The 21,725-nt window shown below is 33.6% G+C and carries 20 protein-coding genes; 18 read left to right on the top strand and 2 right to left on the bottom strand.

The annotated features are described in order from the left end of the window. Positions 1-394 precede the first annotated feature (394 nt). The 3 genes from OEV98_RS07895 (at position 395) to OEV98_RS07885 (ending at position 2,769) form a co-directional block, all read left to right on the top strand. Positions 395-1,156, top strand: coding sequence for a ParA family protein (locus OEV98_RS07895; RefSeq protein ID WP_263072683.1), 762 nt, complete (start codon positions 395-397; stop codon positions 1,154-1,156). Continuing rightward, positions 1,149-2,006, top strand: coding sequence for a ParB/RepB/Spo0J family partition protein (locus OEV98_RS07890; protein WP_263072682.1), 858 nt, complete (start codon positions 1,149-1,151; stop codon positions 2,004-2,006). The genes OEV98_RS07895 and OEV98_RS07890 overlap by 8 nt, the downstream gene beginning before the upstream one ends. A gap of 61 nt (positions 2,007-2,067) precedes the next feature. Next, the gene (locus tag OEV98_RS07885; protein WP_263072681.1) at positions 2,068-2,769 is read left to right on the top strand and encodes a DUF554 domain-containing protein; all 702 of its coding nucleotides are present in this window, start codon (positions 2,068-2,070) and stop codon (positions 2,767-2,769) included. Between the two features lie 170 nt (positions 2,770-2,939). Here OEV98_RS07885 and yyaC read toward each other — a convergent pair whose 3' ends face one another. Continuing rightward, positions 2,940-3,557: a spore protease YyaC gene (gene yyaC / locus OEV98_RS07880; protein ID WP_263072680.1), complete on the bottom strand. Its 618-nt coding sequence runs from the start codon at positions 3,555-3,557 to the stop codon at positions 2,940-2,942. Positions 3,558-3,790: 233 nt separating this feature from the next. Between yyaC and OEV98_RS07875 the strand changes: the two genes are divergently transcribed. After that, positions 3,791-3,985, top strand: coding sequence for a DUF951 domain-containing protein (locus tag OEV98_RS07875; RefSeq protein WP_263072679.1), 195 nt, complete (start codon positions 3,791-3,793; stop codon positions 3,983-3,985). 321 nt (positions 3,986-4,306) lie between these two features. After that, positions 4,307-5,407: a redox-regulated ATPase YchF gene (gene ychF / locus OEV98_RS07870; protein WP_263072678.1), complete on the top strand. Its 1,101-nt coding sequence runs from the start codon at positions 4,307-4,309 to the stop codon at positions 5,405-5,407. Between the two features lie 148 nt (positions 5,408-5,555). Here the strand turns inward: ychF and OEV98_RS07865 are convergent, their stop codons facing one another. Further along, a complete protein-coding gene (locus tag OEV98_RS07865) occupies positions 5,556-6,083 on the bottom strand; it encodes an AAA family ATPase (protein ID WP_263072676.1) in 528 nt (175 codons plus the stop codon). A 246-nt stretch (positions 6,084-6,329) separates the two neighbouring features. On the opposite strand from OEV98_RS07865, the gene rpsF reads away from it, so the two are divergent. From rpsF to OEV98_RS07800, 13 genes are all read left to right on the top strand, one after another. Beyond that, positions 6,330-6,617 (top strand): 30S ribosomal protein S6, encoded by a 288-nt coding sequence (rpsF, locus tag OEV98_RS07860; RefSeq protein WP_263072675.1) that lies wholly within the window; start codon positions 6,330-6,332, stop codon positions 6,615-6,617. A gap of 70 nt (positions 6,618-6,687) precedes the next feature. Next, positions 6,688-7,170: a single-stranded DNA-binding protein gene (gene ssb / locus OEV98_RS07855; protein ID WP_263072674.1), complete on the top strand. Its 483-nt coding sequence runs from the start codon at positions 6,688-6,690 to the stop codon at positions 7,168-7,170. Between the two features lie 41 nt (positions 7,171-7,211). Then, positions 7,212-7,454 (top strand): 30S ribosomal protein S18, encoded by a 243-nt coding sequence (gene rpsR / locus OEV98_RS07850; protein ID WP_263072673.1) that lies wholly within the window; start codon positions 7,212-7,214, stop codon positions 7,452-7,454. Positions 7,455-7,696: 242 nt separating this feature from the next. Next, a complete protein-coding gene (locus tag OEV98_RS07845) occupies positions 7,697-8,641 on the top strand; it encodes a YybS family protein (protein WP_263072672.1) in 945 nt (314 codons plus the stop codon). Positions 8,642-8,817: 176 nt separating this feature from the next. Beyond that, positions 8,818-10,785, top strand: a complete 1,968-nt coding sequence (locus OEV98_RS07840; RefSeq protein ID WP_263072671.1) for a DHH family phosphoesterase — start codon at positions 8,818-8,820, stop codon at positions 10,783-10,785. Continuing rightward, positions 10,785-11,231, top strand: a complete 447-nt coding sequence (gene rplI / locus OEV98_RS07835; RefSeq protein WP_263072670.1) for a 50S ribosomal protein L9 — start codon at positions 10,785-10,787, stop codon at positions 11,229-11,231. Before OEV98_RS07840 ends, rplI begins: the two co-directional genes overlap by 1 nt. 332 nt (positions 11,232-11,563) lie before the next feature. Next, entirely contained in the window at positions 11,564-12,928 is a 1,365-nt protein-coding gene (dnaB, locus tag OEV98_RS07830; RefSeq protein WP_263072669.1) for a replicative DNA helicase, read from the top strand. Between the two features lie 227 nt (positions 12,929-13,155). Continuing rightward, the gene (locus OEV98_RS07825) at positions 13,156-14,442 is read left to right on the top strand and encodes an adenylosuccinate synthase (protein ID WP_263072668.1); all 1,287 of its coding nucleotides are present in this window, start codon (positions 13,156-13,158) and stop codon (positions 14,440-14,442) included. A gap of 587 nt (positions 14,443-15,029) precedes the next feature. After that, complete coding sequence (locus OEV98_RS07820) at positions 15,030-16,514, top strand: M23 family metallopeptidase (RefSeq protein WP_263072667.1); 1,485 nt, start codon at positions 15,030-15,032, stop codon at positions 16,512-16,514. 464 nt (positions 16,515-16,978) lie between these two features. Next, complete coding sequence (yycF, locus tag OEV98_RS07815) at positions 16,979-17,686, top strand: response regulator YycF (protein WP_263072732.1); 708 nt, start codon at positions 16,979-16,981, stop codon at positions 17,684-17,686. 8 nt (positions 17,687-17,694) lie between these two features. Next, on the top strand, positions 17,695-19,524 hold the full coding sequence (gene walK, locus OEV98_RS07810; RefSeq protein WP_263072666.1) for a cell wall metabolism sensor histidine kinase WalK: 1,830 nt from the start codon (positions 17,695-17,697) through the stop codon (positions 19,522-19,524). Next, positions 19,514-20,830 carry a YycH family regulatory protein gene (locus OEV98_RS07805; RefSeq protein ID WP_263072665.1) on the top strand — a complete coding sequence of 439 codons (1,317 nt, stop codon included), beginning with the start codon at positions 19,514-19,516 and terminating at the stop codon, positions 20,828-20,830. The genes walK and OEV98_RS07805 overlap by 11 nt, the downstream gene beginning before the upstream one ends. Continuing rightward, positions 20,817-21,608, top strand: coding sequence for a two-component system regulatory protein YycI (locus tag OEV98_RS07800; RefSeq protein ID WP_263072664.1), 792 nt, complete (start codon positions 20,817-20,819; stop codon positions 21,606-21,608). Before OEV98_RS07805 ends, OEV98_RS07800 begins: the two co-directional genes overlap by 14 nt. The last annotated feature ends 117 nt before the right edge of the window (positions 21,609-21,725 follow it).

The following is a 21,725-nucleotide window of genomic DNA, read 5'->3' as shown; positions in this document are numbered from 1 at the left end:
TTTCAAAAGACTGCTTACTAGCAGTCTTTTTTATGGAATTCTTTATATCAATAAATTTATATTGTAGTTGTTTTAAAAAAGTTATTCACATGTGGATAACTTTTTGCGCACTGTTTGATAAATTGCGGTGTATTGTGTGCAAGTTGTTTTATAAGAGGAATAAATATTTCGGGTAATGTTCTCTAATAAAAATATTAGAGTAGAGAAAAGGGGAGATTACATTTGGAATAAATTTACAAAATAATAAATTTAAGCAGAAGAACCATAGAAAATAACAATCGAAACACTATTTTTCATTAAATCTATTTTACTTTTCATCAATAAAAGTTTTTTTTTCCTATTTTCATGTTAAAATAAAATAAGTTTCATTTGTTTTATTAAGGTAGGTGACATCGTGAATAAAGTTATTGCAATTGCAAATCAAAAAGGTGGCGTTGGAAAAACAACGACATCTGTTAATTTATCAGCCTGTTTGGCATACATCGGTAAGAAAGTATTACTAGTTGATATAGACCCTCAAGGGAATGCAACAAGTGGTATTGGTATAGAAAAAGGTGATGTTCAGCATTGTATTTATGATATTTTAATAGATGATGTTGAAACAGAAAAAGTAATTGTTCCAACCCAAGTAGAAAATATGTATGCTATTCCAGCTACTATTCAACTAGCAGGTGCAGAAATTGAGCTTGTACCAACGATTTCAAGAGAAGTTCGATTAAAACATGCACTTGATCAAGTTAAGGATCAATTTGACTTCATTATTATTGATTGTCCTCCTTCACTTGGATTACTTACAATTAATGCTCTTACTGCTTCTGACTCTGTCTTAATTCCCGTTCAATGCGAATACTATGCTTTAGAAGGATTAAGTCAATTATTAAATACCGTTCGATTAGTACAAAAACATTTAAATACAGAGCTTATGATAGAAGGCGTTCTGTTAACGATGTTAGATGCGAGAACAAACTTAGGTATTCAAGTAATTGATGAAGTGAAAAAATATTTCCAAGATAAAGTGTTCCATACAATTATTCCTAGGAATATTCGTTTAAGTGAAGCACCAAGTCATGGACAACCAATTATCACATATGATCCACGATCTAGAGGTGCTGAAGTATATATTGAACTAGCAAAGGAAGTGGTGGTGAATGGCTAAAGCTCTTGGTAAAGGAATCAATGCACTCTTTCCAGATATTGAGGTAAAAGATCAGGAGAAAGTTGAAGATATAAAAATTACCGATATCCGACCCAATCCATATCAGCCACGAAAATACTTCAAAGATGAGGCTATTGAAGAATTAAAGCAATCGATTATTGAGCACGGAATACTTCAACCATTAATCGTAAGAAAAAGTATTAAAGGCTACGAAATAGTTGTCGGGGAAAGACGTTATCGAGCAGCAAAGGAAGCAAAATTAGAGAAAATTCCTGTTGTTGTTAGAGAACTTAGTGAACAGCAAATGATGGAACTAGCTGTCCTAGAAAACCTACAACGGGAAGACTTAACTCCATTAGAAGAAGCAGCAGCATATCAAACGCTAATGGATCGAATGAGCTTAACGCAAGAAGAACTAGCCAAAAGACTCGGAAAAAGTCGACCACATATAGCAAATCACGTTCGGCTATTATCACTACCAGCTTATATTCAACAACTTATTACAGATGAAAAAATTTCAATGGGGCATGGTAGAGCTTTACTTGGATTAAAAAATAAAGAAAAAATGAAGCCGTTGGCTGAAAAAGTAATAAAAGAACAGCTAAATGTTCGTCAATTAGAGCTTCTTGTTCAACAAATAAACGAAAATGTTTCACGTGAAACAAAGAAGAAAAAAGAGAAAAAAGATGTTTTCTTACTAGAGCAAGAATCAAATTTACGTGAACGATTTGGTACGACAGTTAAAATTAAACAAAATAAAAACAAAGGGAAAATTGAGATTGAATTTCTCTCTAAAGATGATTTAGAACGAATTTTAGAGTTGCTAAGTCCAAATGAATTTTTAGAATAAGTCATGAATAATGACTTATTTTTTATATAATCAAAACATAATAGGTTTGTAGGTGGAATACATGGCCTTACTAGGCACCATTGTTAATGCTTTATTAATCATTATTGGCGTAATTGTTGGTAGCTTTCTTTCCAAGATCCCCGAATCAATGAAGGATACGGTAATGAAAGGGATTGGCTTAACCGTAATGGTTCTTGGCCTATCTATGGGAATTAAAAGTAATAACTTTTTAATCGTCATAATTTGTATTGTATTCGGAGCAATTCTAGGGGAACTTATGGATTTAGATGGAAAGCTAAATACACTAGGCACTTGGCTAGAGAAAAAAATAGGTGGAAATGGGACAAGTAATATATCACAGGCATTTGTCACGGCAACGTTAATTTTTGTTATTGGAGCAATGGCAGTTATCGGTGCTTTAGATAGTGGGATAAGAGGAGATCATCAAGTATTATATACAAAAGGTATGATTGATGGATTTACTGCTGCAATTTTAACCACTACATTAGGAATAGGAGTTATATTTTCAAGTGTGCCCGTTTTTATTTATCAAGGCTTAATTGCATTGTTTGCCACGCAAATTAATAAACTAGTCCCAGAAGCATTATTAGATTCATTCATAATGGAACTAACTGCAGTTGGCGGAATTATGATCTTTGCTATCGGTATGAATTTGATTGGTATTTTAAAAATAAAGGTAGCGAATCTATTACCAGGCTTGCTTATTACTGCAATCATTGTTCCTATCCTTTATTTCTTGTAAAAAATCTGTTTATGTATTGTTGTTATTATAGTTAATTAATATAGCACGCAAACTGAAGACACTCCGTTTTTACTAGAGTATTTTTAGTCCGCGTGCTATTTTGATGTTCATATTTCACGAATAACATGAAACTATTAGAAAATAGAATATAGACAAAAGATACATGTTCTTTATAATGAATCTTTTTGTGTTTCATGGCCACTGTTAACTATTTTTTGATCAAATGTATATAGTAATCCTGCTTTATAAATTGACTCCGAAATGATTGTTGCAATATTCATTACAAGGTTTAAACGAGTATTTTGTAGGACGAAATACTCCATAAAGCCACTAATATTAACAATACCTGTCATATGAATATTGCCTACATTAGGTAAAGATTTATTGACTCCGGCACCTGGTTTTAAAGGACCTTCCTTTATTTGAATAGTTCCAACATGCTGGCTTTGGCCAAGACATGCATCAATCCCAACAATAAATGGATTAATAAATTGCTGTTGGATTAAAGCTAATTTCTCCTGTAAATTCACGGCATGGATTGGATCATCTAAAGTACCATAACAATAAAAATTATTTGGTAAATGTTTATTAAGTAATTGTGTGCCAACTAATGGACCTAAAGAATCCCCAGTTGAGCGATCTGTTCCAATACAGATAAAAACAATTGGAGTGAAATCATTTAAAGGAAAGTATGAAAAAAGCTCGTTAGCAATTTTATTTGTTGCTAAACTTTCATTCCAGTGAATTTTAAAATCATTTTCTCCTTTAAATAAACGTGATTTAAACATAACACTCCACCTTTTTGGCAATACTGATATAGTATCAGTTTAGTAAGGAATCGTGATTTTTATACATCTTAAATAAAGAATTTTGTTAAAATATTCTTTTTATCGCTTGAAAAAATAATCTTTTCATTTCTATGTATTAACTGTAAAATAATAGTGGAGATATATGATTAAAATCCTATCCGTGATTTTCATCCATGATGGTACAGGTATTTCAGAGAGTGGAGGCAATATATATGGAAGAAAAGACATTTCAATTGAATGATTTAGTAGAAATGAAAAAGCCACACCCTTGTGGAACTAATTGCTGGAAGATCATTAGAATGGGCATGGACATACGGATAAAATGTACAGGTTGTTCACATAGTGTACTCATTTCTAGAAAAGATTTTTCAAGGAAAATGAAAAAAGTAGTGGGACATGAGGAATAACATATATCCCACGGTGAGAATAGACTAGAACTCGACCGGAAATAGATGACAAAATAATGGATACTATAAAGCTAGTAATTAGATATAATTTTAAGTTTTATCAAGGATACTGCCTGTCTTTGGGGCAGTATTTTTTAGCTACTTACGTATTAAACAATAGTTTTGATTGCTATTACCGTAATGTTCTTGTTTTTTATTTATAGTATTACTATAATTGTGGGAGAATTATAGTAGGTAGAATCGGTATAATAGTAAAACCGCAATATTAAGATAAAAAACATAATATATTGAAAAAGATATTTTTGATTGGGAGTGAAAGGTATGGCTTTAACAGCAGGAATTGTTGGTTTACCGAATGTAGGGAAGTCAACGTTATTTAATGCAATAACGCAAGCTGGAGCAGAAGCAGCAAATTATCCATTTGCAACGATAGATCCAAATGTAGGAGTAGTAGAGGTTCCAGATGTTCGTTTGGATAAATTAACAGAATTGGTCGTTCCGAAGAAAACTGTACCAACTACATTTGAATTTACTGATATTGCTGGAATCGTTAAAGGGGCAAGCAAAGGGGAAGGCTTAGGTAATAAGTTTTTATCTAATATTCGCCAAGTTGATGCTATTTGTCATGTAGTTCGTTGCTTTGCTGACGATAATATTACACATGTTTCCGGTAAGGTGAATCCGATTGATGATATTGAAACGATTAATTTAGAGCTTATTTTAGCAGACTTAGAAAGTGTTGAAAAACGTATTACTCGTGTAGAAAAATTAGCAAAACAAAAGGATAAAGATGCTATTAATGAATACGAGGTACTAGTAAAGCTGAAGGAAGCATTTGAAAAAGAAATCCCTGCCCGTGCAGTAGAATTAACAGAAGATCAATTGAAAATGGTTAAAGGATTTCAGTTGCTTACCATCAAACCGATATTGTATGTAGCAAATATTGGGGAAGATGATATTGCAAGTACAGAAGAAAATGAATATGTAAAAATGGTTCGTGAATTTGCAAAAAATGAAAATGCAGAAGTAGTCGTTATTTGTGCGAAAATAGAAGAAGAAATTGCGGAATTAGACGCAGAAGAAAAAGCTGCATTTTTAGAAGAACTTGGAATAGAGGAATCTGGATTAGATCAATTAATCCGGAAATCGTATTACCTATTAGGACTTGCAACATACTTTACGGCAGGGGTACAAGAAGTTCGTGCCTGGACATTTAAAAAAGGAATGAAAGCACCACAATGTGCTGGAATCATCCACAGTGACTTTGAAAAGGGCTTCATTCGTGCAGAAACAGTATCGTATGATGATCTCATGGAATATGGCTCCATGAATGCAGCAAAAGAAGCAGGAAAAGTCCGGCTAGAAGGTAAAGAATACGTCGTTCAAGATGGCGATATTATGCATTTCCGTTTTAATGTGTAATTCTTTTAAAGAAGCGAACTTTAAAAGAATTTGTTCTTTTTAACGTACGATTTTCTATATAAAAATGAAGAACCATGCTTAATAAATACAAGCATAAAGCATGGTCCTTTTTTCTTGAAGTATCGCAACAATCTTGCAATAAAAAAAGTTAATTTTCAATCACTATTTCTCCTTTACCAATTGGTACTTCAAACCCATCTAGGTAAGAAGCTAGTAGTTCCTCTGTAATCGGAAATGCATTAGCATCAAAGCGTTGGTTGCGAATCTTCAATCGTTTCCGCAAATCATCTGGATGAACCTTTAAGTAAATAAGCTTCCATTTTCCACCAGATTCTTCAATAAGTTGTTTATGTGCATTTCTTCTTGATCGATCCCAAAAGCTAAAGTCAATTACAACTGGTTGCTTATTTTGAATTAATTTAACAAGGTATTTTCGTAATTTTCTCTCGGCAGCTATTTTAAAATCCTCCAATTTTTCTATTGGAAAATCAATCCCATAGCGGCCATTTGTAGTCCAAATTTCTTCATCGATAGATAGACGAACAAAGCCTTCCTTTTCTAATTGTTTTGCAAAAGTTGTTTTCCCAGACCCCGCTATACCACACATCATAATCACTAAAGGGACGTTGGTATCTCGTTCTTGATAGCTAAAGTCAAAATTAAACGCTTTAAACATGGTTCATACACTCCATTCCTTAAGTGCATATATACCCTATTCACACTATATCATTATTAAGTAATATGTTATGAAAAATGGTGGAGCGTAACATGATTTATAAATTCATAATGAATAAAATAGCTTTTTATTTATGTGTTGTTGCACTATCTAATGAACTATGGTATAATTTTTATTCGTGAGTAATGTATTTATATTGCTCCTTGCTCATTTATGAGCCGTTAAGACCAAAAGGAGGTGAAAGTGATGAGAAAGTACGAAGTTATGTACATCATCCGACCAAATATTGATGACGAAGCGAAAAAAGCTGTTGTTGAACGTTTTGCAAAAGTATTGACTGATAATGGTGCGGAAATAACTCAACAAAAAGATTGGGGTAAACGCCGTCTTGCGTATGAGATTAATGATTTCCGTGATGGTTATTACCAAATTATCAACTTTACTTCTGGTGCAGAAGCAGTTGAGGAATTTGATCGTCTAGCTAAAATTAGCGAAGATATCATCCGTCATTTAATTGTTAAAGAAGAAGAATAATTATTAAAATATACAATGTTTAGAAATTGTTTCACGTGAAACATTTCTTTTGAAAAGGGAGTTGATTCTGATGCTTAATCGCGTAGTTTTAGTTGGTCGTTTAACGAAAGATCCGGATCTACGTTATACACCAAGTGGAGTTCCAGTAGCTACTTTTACCATTGCCGTAAATAGAACTTTCTCTAACCAACAAGGTGAACGAGAAGCTGACTTCATTAATTGTGTAGTTTGGAGAAAACAAGCGGAAAACGTCGCTAACTTTCTTAAAAAAGGAAGCTTAGCTGGTGTTGATGGACGTATCCAAACAAGAAATTATGAAGGACAAGATGGTAAGAGAGTATATGTAACAGAAGTTGTTGCTGAAAGTGTACAATTTTTAGAACCAAAAGGTTCTTCTAATAGAGAATTTTCACCTTCAGGCTATCAGAATGAAAATCCATTTGGATCCAACAATCAGAATCAACAGAGAAACCCTAACCCATCAAGAAATGCGGATCCATTCTTCGATAATGGACAACCAATTGATATCTCAGATGATGATTTACCATTTTAATGGGATTTCAACAAAAATAAATTAGGAAAGGAGTGAATCAAATGGCAGTTGGTGGACGTAAAGGTCGTGGAAAACGCCGGAAAGTATGCTATTTTACATCTAACGGTATCACTCATATCGACTATAAAGATGTAGATCTTCTTAAAAAATTCATTTCTGAACGCGGAAAAATTTTACCAAGACGTGTAACTGGTACAAGTGCTAAATATCAACGTATGTTGACTAGAGCAATCAAACGTGCTCGTCAAGTAGCATTACTTCCGTTTGTTGCAGAAGAAAGATAAGAACTAATAATAGAACGGATATATAAAAAGCGGCGAAGTTTATCTTTGCTGCTTTTTGTTTATAAAGAAATATATGTAAATCCCAACTTCGATTTACCTTTTGCAGAAAAGTTGAATATATGTCACGATGTTTAGTTGAAGGATAGTATTTTAATCGTTACAATAAGATAGTAGGGGTTTATAGGTCATTAGAACTAGAGTGATACTACTTGAACTAAGATTATAAATAAAGAGGTGTATATGTGAGCATAAGAAAAATTACTGAGGGAGCAATCGTTCTAGCTATTTATACTATAATGTTGCTCATCTTGCTGTATGTGCCCATCATTGGCACCATAATGCTACTAGTTTTGCCTGTACCATTTATTTACTATACAGCAAAAAATAATTGGAAAGATGGATTTGTCTTTTTTGTAGCATCATTAGCTATTACCTTCATTGTAGGATCGGTTCTCTCATTACCCATGACGATTAGTTTAGGATTAACAGGGCTTGTATTTGGTTGGTGTATTCACACGAAACGTGATCGATTTACTTCGTTCATCGCAGGGACGATAACCTTTTTAATTATCCTAATCATTCAATATGTAATATCTATAGCGATATTTAATATTAATTATCTAGATGAATTTACATTAACCATTAACGAAACGATTAAGCATGCGACTTCAATGATGGAAGTGTTAGGTCAAGATTTGCCTGCTGATTTTGAAAAACAGATTGGTGCCACGATTGATTTATTTATAGTATTACTTCCATCAATGTTTGTTTTATCGTCAGCACTAATTGTTTTGTTTTTACAAATCATTTCTTATCCAATTATTAAAAGGCTAGGTATTCAAATTCCGGCTTCAAAACCTTTCCGTGAGTTATCACTACCAAGAAGTATAATTTGGTACTTTCTTATTGTTTTGATACTTTCCCTAATAATACCAGCACAGGAAGGAACTTTTTTGTATAATGCGATAACAAATTTAGTATACATAATGCAAATGCTCTTTGTTTTTCAGGGTATTACATTTATTTTTTACTTTGCATATCAAAAAAATGTTCATAAAGCTGTACCAGTGATTGTAACGATATTTGCATTGTTAAATCCTTTATTAGTTCAAATTGTACGTATTTTAGGTATAATTGATGTAGGCTTTGGTTTGCGAAATAGACTAACATCGAAAAAAAATAAATAGGCTATTCTGGGGGAGGGATAGAAAGATTCCTTCCTTCAATAGCTAGCCCATTTACTGTAGTAATTGAAAATAAAAATGTAAAAATATTTGTGATGTGAAAGCGCTAAAGTGTTTAAAGGAAAGGGCGAAATAACCATCAAATAGAGGATTTTTACTTTATTTAGGAGCTGGATAATATGCCGATTTTTTTACAAAAAAAAGCGCTGCGTAATCTTCTGTTCATATTGGTAGCTGTGCTGTTTTTATTTTTCCTTTTCTTTACATGGTATAACTGGTGGATTAGTATTCCTGGATTTATTGTATGCTCAGTAATCATTTGGAAAATTTTTCACCAGGAAAGGGTTTTCCGGGAAGAAACGGAAAAATATATCTCTGTCATTTCACATCGTGTGAAAAAGGTAGGAGAAGAAGCCCTTTTAGAGATGCCAATTGGAATTTTATTAATTAATGATGATTATTATATCGAATGGGCAAATCCCTTTATTGCGTCATGCATGAACGAATCGTCCTTAATTGGTCGGTCATTATATGATGTAGCGGATTCATTAATTCCAATCGTAAAGCAAGAAATAGAAAGCGACAATGTTACATTATATGACCGTAGATACCGTGTCATTTATAAGAAAGAAGAAAAATTACTATACTTCTTCGATATAACAGAACAAGTAAAAATTGAACGGAAATATGAACAAGAAAAACCAGTAGTTGCTATTGTTTATTTAGATAATTATGATGAAATCACGCAAGGAATGGACGACCAAGCAAGAGGAAGTTTAAATAACCGAGTAACCTCCTTGTTAAATGATTGGGCAAATGAGTATGGCATTTATTTGAAACGAATATCTTCTGATCGTTATGTTGCGTTTTTTAACGAAAAAATTCTCGATAAATTAGAACGAGAGAAGTTTTCCATTATCGACGATATTAGAGATACTTCCACGAAACATAATATGCCATTAACTTTAAGTATTGGTGTAGGCGTAGGTGTATCCTCATTTCCAGAATTAGGTGGGTTAGCGCAATCAAGTTTAGACCTTGCCTTAGGAAGAGGCGGCGACCAAGTGTCAATTAAGCTTCCAAACGGAAAAGTGAAGTTTTATGGTGGAAAAACGAATCCAATGGAAAAACGCACGAGAGTTCGAGCACGGGTCATCTCACATGCTTTATCTGAACTCATACAAGATAGTGATTTGGTTATTATTATGGGGCATAAGTATCCGGATATGGATGCAATTGGTGCTTCCATTGGGGTATTGAAAATTGCTCAAACCAATCAAAAGGAAGCCTATGTTATATTAGATAAACAAGAAATTGATTCTGGTGTGCAAAAGCTACTGGATGAAGTGAAGCAGCGTTCCGATATTTATTCCAACTTTATTTCTCCAGAGGAAGCGTTGGAAATGAATTTATCCAATGCGCTGTTGGTCATTGTAGATACCCATAAGCCTTCACTTGTAATCGAAGAAAAGCTTGTAAATGCAATTGAACGAATTGTAGTAATCGATCACCATAGACGAAGTGAAGAATTTGTCCAAAATCCACTATTAGTATATATGGAGCCATATGCATCTTCTACGGCGGAGCTAGTAACGGAATTGTTGGAGTATCAGCCATTAGGAAAAATTGATATACTCGAGGCGACTGCATTACTTGCAGGTATCATTGTGGATACGAAGAGCTTTTCTTTACGAACCGGATCTCGTACCTTTGATGCAGCGTCCTATTTACGATCCAAAGGTGCCGATACGGTACTCGTCCAGAAATTTTTAAAAGAAGATTTAAGTACGTATATTAAACGAGCAAAATTACTGGAAAAAGCAGTATTTTATAAGGAAGGCATTGCAATAACAAAGGGAGATCCTTCTGTATTCTATAGTCAAGTAATTATTGCGCAAACAGCAGACACATTACTTACGATGGAAAAGGTGGAGGCATCATTCGTCATTTCTATAAGGCCAGATGAGACGATAGGTATAAGTGCTCGCTCTTTAGGAAACATCAATGTACAATTAATTATGGAACAGCTAAATGGTGGAGGGCATTTAACAAATGCTGCCACACAACTGCAAAATATTACAATAGACGAAGCAGAACATCAATTAAAACGAATCATTGATGAGTATTTAGAAGGAGGAACCAAATAATGAAAGTAATCTTTTTAAAAGATGTAAAAGGTAAAGGGAAAAAAGGCGAAGTAAAAAATGTAGCAGACGGTTATGCACATAATTTCTTATTAAAAAATGGTTGGGCCTTAGAAGCAACTAGTGCCAATCTAAAAGCATTAGAAGCTAAAAATCGTCAACTTGATAAACAAGCAGAGCAAGAATTATTGGATGCGAAAAAATTAAAAGAAGTCGTAGAAAAATTAACGATTGAACTAAAAGCAAAAGCTGGTGAAGGTGGTCGTTTATTCGGTTCTATTACTTCTAAGCAAATTGCAGAGCAATTACAAAAAACTCATCAAATTAAAATTGATAAACGTAAAATAGAATTAGATGATGCAATCCGGACACTTGGATATACTAAGGTACCAGTTAAGTTGCATTCAGAAGTTACTGCTACTTTGAATGTTCATGTAACAGAAGAATAATAATTAGTAAGCTAGCGGATAAATTTTTCCATCGCTAAAGATATATCACCATGATAAAATAACAGAAGAAAATCAGAAATTGGCTGCCTCAAGCAAGTATTATCCCTTTCTGGATAGCAGAAATAAGGGAAATGGTTTTGGGACAGCCATTTTTCTATTATTTGGTATGATTAGCGATAGCATATTCCCTTTTTCATTTTGCAAAAAAACTGGTAAAATAAAAGGTACTGATAATAAAACATAAATGGTATATTCAAATAATAAAGGTTCATATTTTCGTAAATTAATAAATAACAAGCTTGTAAATTGAAGATACGGAGGTTGGCAAATAGATGAATGATGTATTAATAGACCGAACTCCTCCCCAAAGTGTGGAAGCGGAACAAGCTGTTTTAGGTGCAATATTTTTAGAACCACAAAGTTTAACCGTAGCTTCTGAAATATTAATACCAGAAGATTTTTATAGAAGCGCACATCAAAAAATCTTTTCGGTTATGCTCAAATTAAATGACGAAGGAAAAGCTGTCGATGTTGTTACAGTTACCGAAGAGCTAGCTGCTACAAAACAGCTTGAAAATATTGGTGGGGTATCCTACTTAACAGAATTAGCTGGTTCCGTACCAACTGCAGCAAATATTGAGCATTATGCTAAAATTGTCGAAGAAAAATCATTATTACGCCGGTTGATTCGAACGGCAACCAATATTGCACAGGATGGTTTTGCACGGGAAGATGAAGTTGATGATCTATTAACAGATGCAGAGAAACAAATTTTAGAAGTAGCCAATCGGAAAAATACTGGATCATTTCAAAATATTAAAGATGTGCTCGTGCGTACGTATGATAATATCGAGATTCTTAATAATAGAAAAGGCGATATAACTGGAATACCAACAGGATTTGCGGAATTAGATAAAATGACAGCAGGATTCCAAAGAAATGATTTAATTATTGTTGCTGCCAGACCATCTGTAGGGAAAACTGCCTTTGCCTTAAATATTGGGCAAAATGTCGCAACGAAAACAAATGAAAATGTTGCGATATTCTCTCTAGAAATGGGTGCTGAACAATTAGTTATGCGTATGCTTTGTGCAGAGGGAAATATTAATGCACAAAATTTGCGGACAGGCTCTTTAACCGACGATGATTGGAAAAAGCTAACAATGGCAATGGGAAGCTTGTCTAATGCTGGAATATATATTGATGATACACCAGGTGTTCGGATCTCCGAGATTCGTTCCAAAAGCCGTCGCTTAAAGCAAGAGCATGGTTTAGGAATGATTATTATTGATTACTTGCAATTAATACAAGGAAGCGGTAGATCATCCGATAACCGTCAACAAGAAGTATCTGAAATCTCACGTTCATTAAAAGCACTAGCAAGGGAATTACAAGTGCCTGTTATCGCCTTATCACAGTTATCCCGTGGCGTTGAGCAACGACAAGATAAACGACCAATGATGTCGGATATTCGTGAATCAGGAAGTATTGAGCAAGATGCTGATATCGTTGCCTTTTTATACCGTGATGATTATTATGATAAGGAATCGGAAAACAAGAACATTATTGAAATTATTATTGCAAAGCAACGTAACGGCCCAGTAGGAACCGTACAGCTAGCCTTTGCAAAGGAGTATAATAAGTTTGTAAATTTAGAGAGACGCTTTGATGATGATGCCATTCCTACAGGGGCATAATATATTCCGAAATTAGTGAGGACCACAGTGAGAAAACTGTGGTTTTTTTATTATTTTTGCAGACAATAATAATGGTAGGATTCGTAAAACGATAAAAATAACACGAACAATATTTTCGATGTCAATATTAAATATTCGTATTTTGATTGACATTTACGATGAAAGTGCTACACTATATATGGTTAAAATGAAAAAATAACATATAAAAAATTTTGGAGGTGCTCCAAATGACTTCAGTGGTAGTGGTAGGAAGCCAATGGGGAGATGAAGGGAAAGGTAAAATTACCGATTACTTATCAGAAAATGCAGAGGTAGTGGCTCGTTATCAAGGTGGTAACAATGCTGGTCACACAATTAAATTCAATGGAGAAACTTTTAAATTGCATTTAATTCCATCAGGAATATTTTATAAAGAAAAAATTTGTGTTATCGGGAACGGAATGGTAATTGATCCGAAAGCACTTGTAGAAGAATTAAAGTACTTACATGATCGTAATGTTACAACTGATAATTTAAAAATTAGCAACCGTGCCCATGTTATTCTTCCATATCATTTACGTTTAGATGAACTAGAGGAAGAAAGTAAAGGTGTAAATAAAATAGGAACTACGAAAAAAGGGATTGGACCTGCTTATATGGATAAAGCAGCGAGAATAGGTATTCGTATAGCTGATTTACTTGATGAAGAATCGTTTAAGGAAAAGCTAGAAAGAAACCTAATAGAGAAAAATCGTTTATTTGAAAAGATTTACGAAACAAATGGTTTTACAATCGCGGAAATTTTTGAAGAATATTATGCATATGGGCAGCAAATTAAACAATATGTATGTGACACATCTGTTGTATTAAATGATGCATTAGATGATGGAAGAAGAGTTTTATTTGAAGGAGCTCAAGGGGTAATGCTTGATATTGATCAAGGTACTTATCCATTTGTTACATCCTCTAATCCAGTTGCTGGTGGGGTAACAATTGGCTCTGGAGTAGGTCCAACGAAAATTGATCATGTCGTTGGCGTAGCAAAAGCCTATACAACACGTGTAGGAGATGGACCGTTCCCAACAGAATTAAACGACGAAATAGGAAATCAAATTCGCGAAGTCGGTCGGGAATATGGAACAACAACTGGTCGCCCTAGAAGAGTTGGTTGGTTTGACAGTGTCGTTGTCCGTCATGCGAGAAGAGTAAGTGGATTAACCGATTTATCGTTAAATTCGGTTGATGTATTAACAGGAATTGAAACTGTGAAAATTTGTGTAGCATATCAATACAATGGTGAAATTATCAATGAATTCCCTGCTAGCCTTAAGATGCTTGCACAATGTGAGCCCGTTTATGAGGAATTACCAGGCTGGAATGAAGATATTACGAATTGTAAGTCTTTAGATGAATTACCAGAAAATGCGCGTCATTACATTGAACGTGTATCACAATTAACGGGTATTCCTTTATCAATTTTCTCTGTAGGACCAGACCGTACTCAAACAAATGTTGTAAGAAGTGTGTACAGATAAAAGTTCTGCTGAAAAGTAGCTTGGATCTTATCGTTAAAAGACATCAAGAGGATCTCCTCTCGATGTCTTTTATCATTTTTGCACTACTTCCGATTTAAATACATTTATATCCATTTCTACTATCTTCTTTCCATTGCGCTAGCGCTGCTCAGAATTTAAATGACAATCTTATACAAAAATAGTCAAGAAGTATCAATTTCCTGAATCAAAATGATAAAAGAATGTGACAAAAAATAGGGAGTTTGTCCAATAATGTAGAAAAATCTCTGTAAAAATTGTAAAACTATTGTAATGTAATTGTAATATTAAATCGATATGTAGAAAATTTTCTTGCAATTTATTATTACTATTTGATAAAAACGGATGTGTGAAAACTATGTTTCTACTATTCTAATAGAAATTAATCAAATAATCTGTAATATATTACCATTAATTATACAATTACATTACAAAAGGTAACGTTTGCCCAATTTGGGCTATTTTTATGATAAAGTTATTAAAGGATTTAAGAATCCCCTTTCATAGGGTTATTAAAGTACTAATCTATTTGTTCTATTCAGTATTCAAATAGTTTAGGAGGTAAATTAATGAATGTACAGTTAAAGGAAAACCTAACAAAAATGACTGACAAAGCAGCGAAAATTAGACTTCATTCAAATGGTGTTATCAAAAAGACGATTATTGCAACTTTAGTGGTATCGACCATTTCCATTAACACTGCTTTTGCTAATACAAATAACGAATCTAAACTGCAAAAAATTTATCATGTCTACATAAATGATGAATATCTTGGCACTGTCTCCAATAAGGAATTGGTGGAAGATTTAGTAACAGAAAAAATGAACGCAGTTAAAGAGGAATATAAAGACTATGATTTCTCATTAACAACAGACGAAATTGTTTTCGTACCTGAGCAAATGTTCCGGGAATCTAAAAACGAAGATGATCAGGTTCTTAATGAAATTAATAATGATTTAGCAATAAAAGTTGAAGCGGTAGCACTTAAAATCGATGGTAAAGTCGTAACTTACTTGGAAAATCAAGACAAAGTAGAGGAAGTCATCGACCAGCTTAAACTTAAATATGTATCAGATAAAGATTTAGAAAAATTACAGGCAAGTGCAGATTCCGAAGTTGAAGCACCAGCTCTTGAAAATGGTGAGTCTCGTTTATTAGACGTTCACTTATCGAAAAATGTTACAATCTCTATGGAAAATGTGAAGCCAGATCAAATTTTAAAAACCGACAATGTTGTAAAGCTATTACAAAAAGGCACACTGGAAGAGAAAAAATACTCCGTGAAAGAAGGAGATGTTTTAGGTTCAATTGCAGAGGACCATGGATTGAAACTAAAACAGCTTCTTGAGCTAAATCCAAAAATTGATGAAGATACTGTTCTACAAATTGGTGATCAATTAAATGTAACAGCATATGAACCATATCTTGATGTTGTTATTGAAAAAGAAGTATTCAAAGAAGAAAAAATTGACTACACGACAAAAGTAGTGGAAGACTCCTCAATGTTTAAAGGAGATTCTAAAGTTGTTCAAGAAGGATCTGAAGGACAAAAGGCTGTAACATATATAATTAGCCAAGTAAATGGTCAAGAAGTAAGCAAAGAAGTGAAGGAAGAAAAAGTACTGAAAGATCCTGTAGAAAAGATTGTCCATAAAGGGACAAAAGTAGTTCCTTCACGTGGAACAGGTTCATTTATCTGGCCAACAAATGGTGGATATATTTCAAGTACAATGGGATACCGTTGGGGTAATTTCCACAAAGGTATTGATATTGCGAGACCTTCTAATTACACCATTAAAGCAGCAGATAACGGTAAAGTAGTCTCCGCTGGTTGGGATGGAGATTATGGTAATAAAATTGTTATCGATCATGGAAATGGCATGCGTACAGTATACGCCCATCTATCATCAATAAATGTAAGTGTCGGCCAAACGGTAGCACAAGGTTCAAAAATTGGTGTAATGGGAAGCACTGGTGATTCAACAGGAACTCACTTACACTTCGAAGTGTATGTCAATGGAAGCCTAAAAAATCCATTAAACTATTTAAATTAAGGAAGCTAACATAAAAAACGAAAGGATTCCCTGGTAAACTACTAGGGAATTTTTTCGTTATTTAATCCTAGTATAAACATCAATCCAAATATTCTATCAATCATATTTTACCGACACGATAGATATACTAAATTATATGTAATGGAATGAAACGATAGTACACATTTATTACGAGAATAGAGTATGGTAGAAAACTAGTGTATAAAAGTTCTTAATCAATGACACTTTATGTTAATGGAAACAATAACATTTCTTGGGAAATAATTAGGAAATTATTTTTGCTAAACAAAATTCATCCTTCCTGTATTGAGAAATAAAGGAAAACAGGTGTAAAGTAGTGAATTAATATAGTAATTCATGTTAAAGTTATCTTAACTAGATAAAGTTTATTCGATTATATTAAACAAAAATAATCCAAAATAATAGATAATGAAATGAGTTAACTGGAGAGGTGACGTACGATGATGGGAAAAAAAATACTCGTAGTTGATGATGAAAAACCAATTGCAGATATATTGGAATTTAATTTAAAAAAAGAAGGATATGAGGTCCTTTGTGCTTACGATGGAAATGAAGCATTACAAATGGTAGAAGATATAAAACCAGATTTAATTTTATTAGACATTATGTTACCTCATCGAGATGGTATGGAAGTATGTCGAGAAGTACGAAAAAAATACGAAATGCCGATCATTATGTTAACAGCAAAAGACTCGGAAATCGATAAAGTGTTAGGACTAGAATTAGGAGCAGATGACTATGTCACTAAACCGTTTAGTACACGTGAAATACTGGCTCGTGTCAAAGCGAATTTACGTCGCCATCAACAAGTTACAACTGCAGTTGATGAAAACGAATCGAATGAAATTGCTATTGGGTCACTTGTAATCCATCCTGATGCCTATATCGTTTCGAAACGCGGAGAGAAAATCGAATTAACACATCGTGAGTTTGAATTATTATATTATCTTGCAAAACATATTGGACAAGTGGTTACAAGAGAACATTTATTACAAACTGTATGGGGATATGATTATTTTGGTGATGTCCGTACAGTCGATGTTACGGTCCGAAGATTAAGAGAAAAAATTGAGGATAATCCTAGTCACCCAGGCTGGTTGGTAACACGTAGAGGGGTAGGATACTACTTGAAGAATCCTGAACAGGAGTAATAGGCTGAATGAAAAAATTAGCGATATTTTCTTCCATTCGGTTGAAATTTATATTGTTCTTTGTACTGCTTATTTTAATTGCGATGCAAATCATCGGTGTCTACTTTGTAAGAGAGTTAGAAAATAAACTAACAGAGAACTTCAAAGAGTCGATTATAAGTAAAATAAACTTTCTAACGTATAATTTAGAAGAAGAGTTTGTTAAGGATAGAGAAGAAAAAGGGGCAAAACCGTTAGAAGAGGATATTAAAAATATTCTTTTAGAAAATACCTCTGCTGATATTGCAGAAATTCAAGTATTAGATAAAAATTCTCGAATTTTAGGTACATCAGATAAAAATAATCAAGGAATTGTTGGCCAACGAAAAACTGATAATTTTGTAACAAGAGCATTGGTTACAGGCGAAAAAATTGACCGCCTAGTAATTGATGGGAAGAATGGTCGAACATGGGTAACTTATGTACCAATTGAAGTAAATGATCAAATTGTCGGGGTAATTTATTTAGAAGGATTAATTGAACGGATATTTGATCAAATTGGTGTTATTAATAATGTATTGATTACAGGTACTGCGATTGCACTTGCATTAACCGCAATACTTGCTGTTTTTGTTGCACAAACGATTACGAAACCTTTATCCGAAATGAAAAAGCATGCACAGGCAATGGCAAGAGGGAATTTTTCTCGGAAGGTTAAAGTATATGGAAAAGACGAAATCGGTCAATTGGCGCAAACATTTAATAATTTAACGAAAAAACTACAAGAAGAACAGGCCAAAACAGATAGTGAAAAACGAAAATTATCATCGATTTTAGCCTATATGACAGACGGTGTAATTTCTACCGATCGAAAAGGTAGAGTAATATTAATTAATGAATCAGCTGAAAAAATGCTAAATGTTACACGTGAAACAGTTCTATCAAAACCAATTGTTTCTTTACTAGGATTAGAAGACCAATATACGTTTGAGGATTTATTAGAGGAACAAAATTCTGTTATCCTCGACTATAGTAAAGCGAATAATCCATTTATTTTACGGGCGAATTTTTCCATTATCCAGAAGGAAACTGGCCTAATGAACGGTCTTATTGTCGTTCTCCATGATATTACGGAACAGGAAAAAATAGAGCTGGAGCGGCGCGAATTCGTTGCCAATGTTTCACATGAGCTAAGAACACCATTAACGACAATGCGTAGCTATTTAGAAGCGTTAACGGAGGGTGCATGGAAGGATGAAGAAATAGCTCCGAAGTTTTTAAATGTAACGCAAAATGAAACCGAGCGTATGATTCGACTAGTAAATGATTTATTACAATTATCGAAAATGGATAGTAAAGACTATCGTTTGGAAAAAGAATGGGTAAGCTTTATTCCGTACATTAATCGAGTAATTGACCGATTTGAGATTTCGAGGGAAAGAGGCATTTCCTATGTTCGGAGATTCCCTAAACAACAAATATATGTGGAAATCGATACAGATAAAGTAACACAGGTTCTCGATAATATTATTTCAAATGCAATAAAATATTCCCCTAATGGAGGAAAAATTACAATCAAAATTATTATGTACCATGAATACATGGAAGTTAGAATTTCTGACCAAGGTATTGGTATTCCAAAAGCAAGCATCAGTCGGATTTTCGATAGATTTTATCGAATTGATAAAGCAAGATCGAGGGTATTAGGTGGAACGGGACTAGGCTTAGCAATCGCAAAAGAAATGATACAGGCTCATGGAGGCAGAATTTGGGCTTCTAGTATTGAAGATAAAGGGACAACCATTCACTTCACCCTACCATATGACCGTAATCAAGAGGATGATTTCGATGAGATTTGAACAAATTAAGTCTTGGATATTAACCGGATTAGTTTTGCTAAGCGTTTATTTATTTTGGAATCTCGTCACCTTTCAAGAAAACTATGATAATACAATAATCAATAATCAAGAATATATAAATGAAATTAGTATTGAAGACAAAAAAGAATTAAAAGATATATTTGTACCTAATAAAATGATTTACCGAAAAGGAGAAAATCAATATGTCGGCTCAGAAAAAATGGAATTGATTCTTCCAATGATGAATGTGGTTCGTAGCTGGACATATTATGATTTCCAAGAAATCGGTAGTGAGTTCAATGATGTTTGGGAAAATAATGCAAGGGATACAGCATTTATTTTAAAATTTCCTGATGAACTTCCAGTGGAGCTAACAAAATCATTATTTTCGACAGATACAAAGCAATTTCCACCTGGCACCTTTCATTATATGGTTATTTTTCCAGATCAAATGAAGGAAGATGAAGGAATTGTTTATCTCGCCTCTGCAAATTTTAGTAGAGCAGTGAAGGCAAGAGTAAGAAATAGTAATATTGATAGATTCCAGGATGACTTAAACAACTTCATTGAAGAAAGTAGCCCATACTATGCATATCAAAAAGAGTCAGGGGAGTATCTTTTTGTATTAAATGAAGCGACATCTTTAGGAAATTATCAATACTACCCAAGGGATTATAACCCTGAGGAATTTAAAAATGCTTTGTTTACGGACCCAAGCTATGTTTCGAAGAATGGCAATCGATATACAGATGGCTGGAGTGTACTGGATATTGCAACAGATACAAAAATGCTTTCATTTGTGGATACTACAATTTCGATAGAATCACCGATTACCATAAATGACCTTATTCAAACAAGTGTTGGATATATTAATGAGCATAGTGGCTGGACAGATCGTTATTACTATGCAGATTCCAATACAACAATGCATGAAATTACTTTTCAATTGTATTTTGATGATTATCCAGTATTTAATGAAATTGGATTGAGTGAGATTTCCCTTGTCATTGGAAATAGTGGTGTTTATTCTTATCGCCGACCATATTTTATTCTCGATTATCTATCCTATAATCCAGTAAATAAAGAGTATACGCTATCCTCTGGTAAGGACGTAATTAACTATCTTAGCAGCATCGAGAACTTGGATATCGAATCGGTAAATGATGTAATGATTGGCTACCATTTAAATAAAGAATTTAATAGCCAGTTAATAAAATTGGAGCCTTCCTGGTATTATCGGGTAGATAACCAGTGGAAACAAATCTCAGAAGCAGAAATGGGAGGGGTAACTGGTGGATTGGAGTAGAGCAAAAACCATATTTATTATTACCTTTCTCATTTTAGATATTTTTTTAATTACACAGGTAGTAAAGCAAAAAGATGAAAATACCTTTGATTTAATGAAGGAAACGTCGATTGATGAACAATTAAAAGCAGATGAAATCACCTTTCCTGAATTACCAGTGGATCCAACAAAGGAAAATTATGTCGAAGCAAATATTAAAAGCTTTAGTAATAAAGAGCTTTCTTCATTACCTAGTCAGGAAATTACAATTAGTAATGAAACCTATATTCAAAGTGTTTTATCCAAGCCGTTCGTATTAAAAAAGGATTTTACGGTAAAAGATGTTGACCAATTTGTTCAAACATACATCTATAATGGCAATCAATATGCGTATTGGAATTTTGATGTAGAGAAACAAACGATTACCTATTATCAAACGTATGAGGATAAAACATTTTATCAAAACGCTAGTGGAAAAGTTGTGTTATATTTAAATGATAAAGATGAGATAACCTCCTATACACAAACAATGCTAGTAGACATTCAAGAAATTAAGGAAGAGGAGATTATTACCGCTTATGAAGCATTGGTTATTTTGTATAATCGTCATCTTTTCCAACCAGGTAGTGAAATTACAGATGTAGATCTCGGCTACTATACATTAGTACCAGATATGACCTCTCAGCTATTAGCACCAACGTGGAGATTTTCGATTAATGGGCAGGATGATTTATTTGTAAATGCGGTGGAAGGTCATGTCTTCCAAGTATCGAATGAAGAAGGACAAGTTATTGAATAGTAGCTCAATGCTCGTCATCATTTATACTAGAAACTTGCAATCTATTAGTATAGGAAACAGAAATTAGCAGATAGAGCTTTATTAGCTCTTTTTATGATAAGCAGTACTTAATTGGAG

This window comes from Perspicuibacillus lycopersici (genome assembly GCF_025660475.1).
Taxonomy (GTDB): Bacteria; Bacillota; Bacilli; order Bacillales; family Caldibacillaceae; genus Perspicuibacillus; species Perspicuibacillus lycopersici.
Note: the sequence above shows the minus strand (reverse complement) of the source record. Positions and strands in the feature narration are given on the sequence as shown.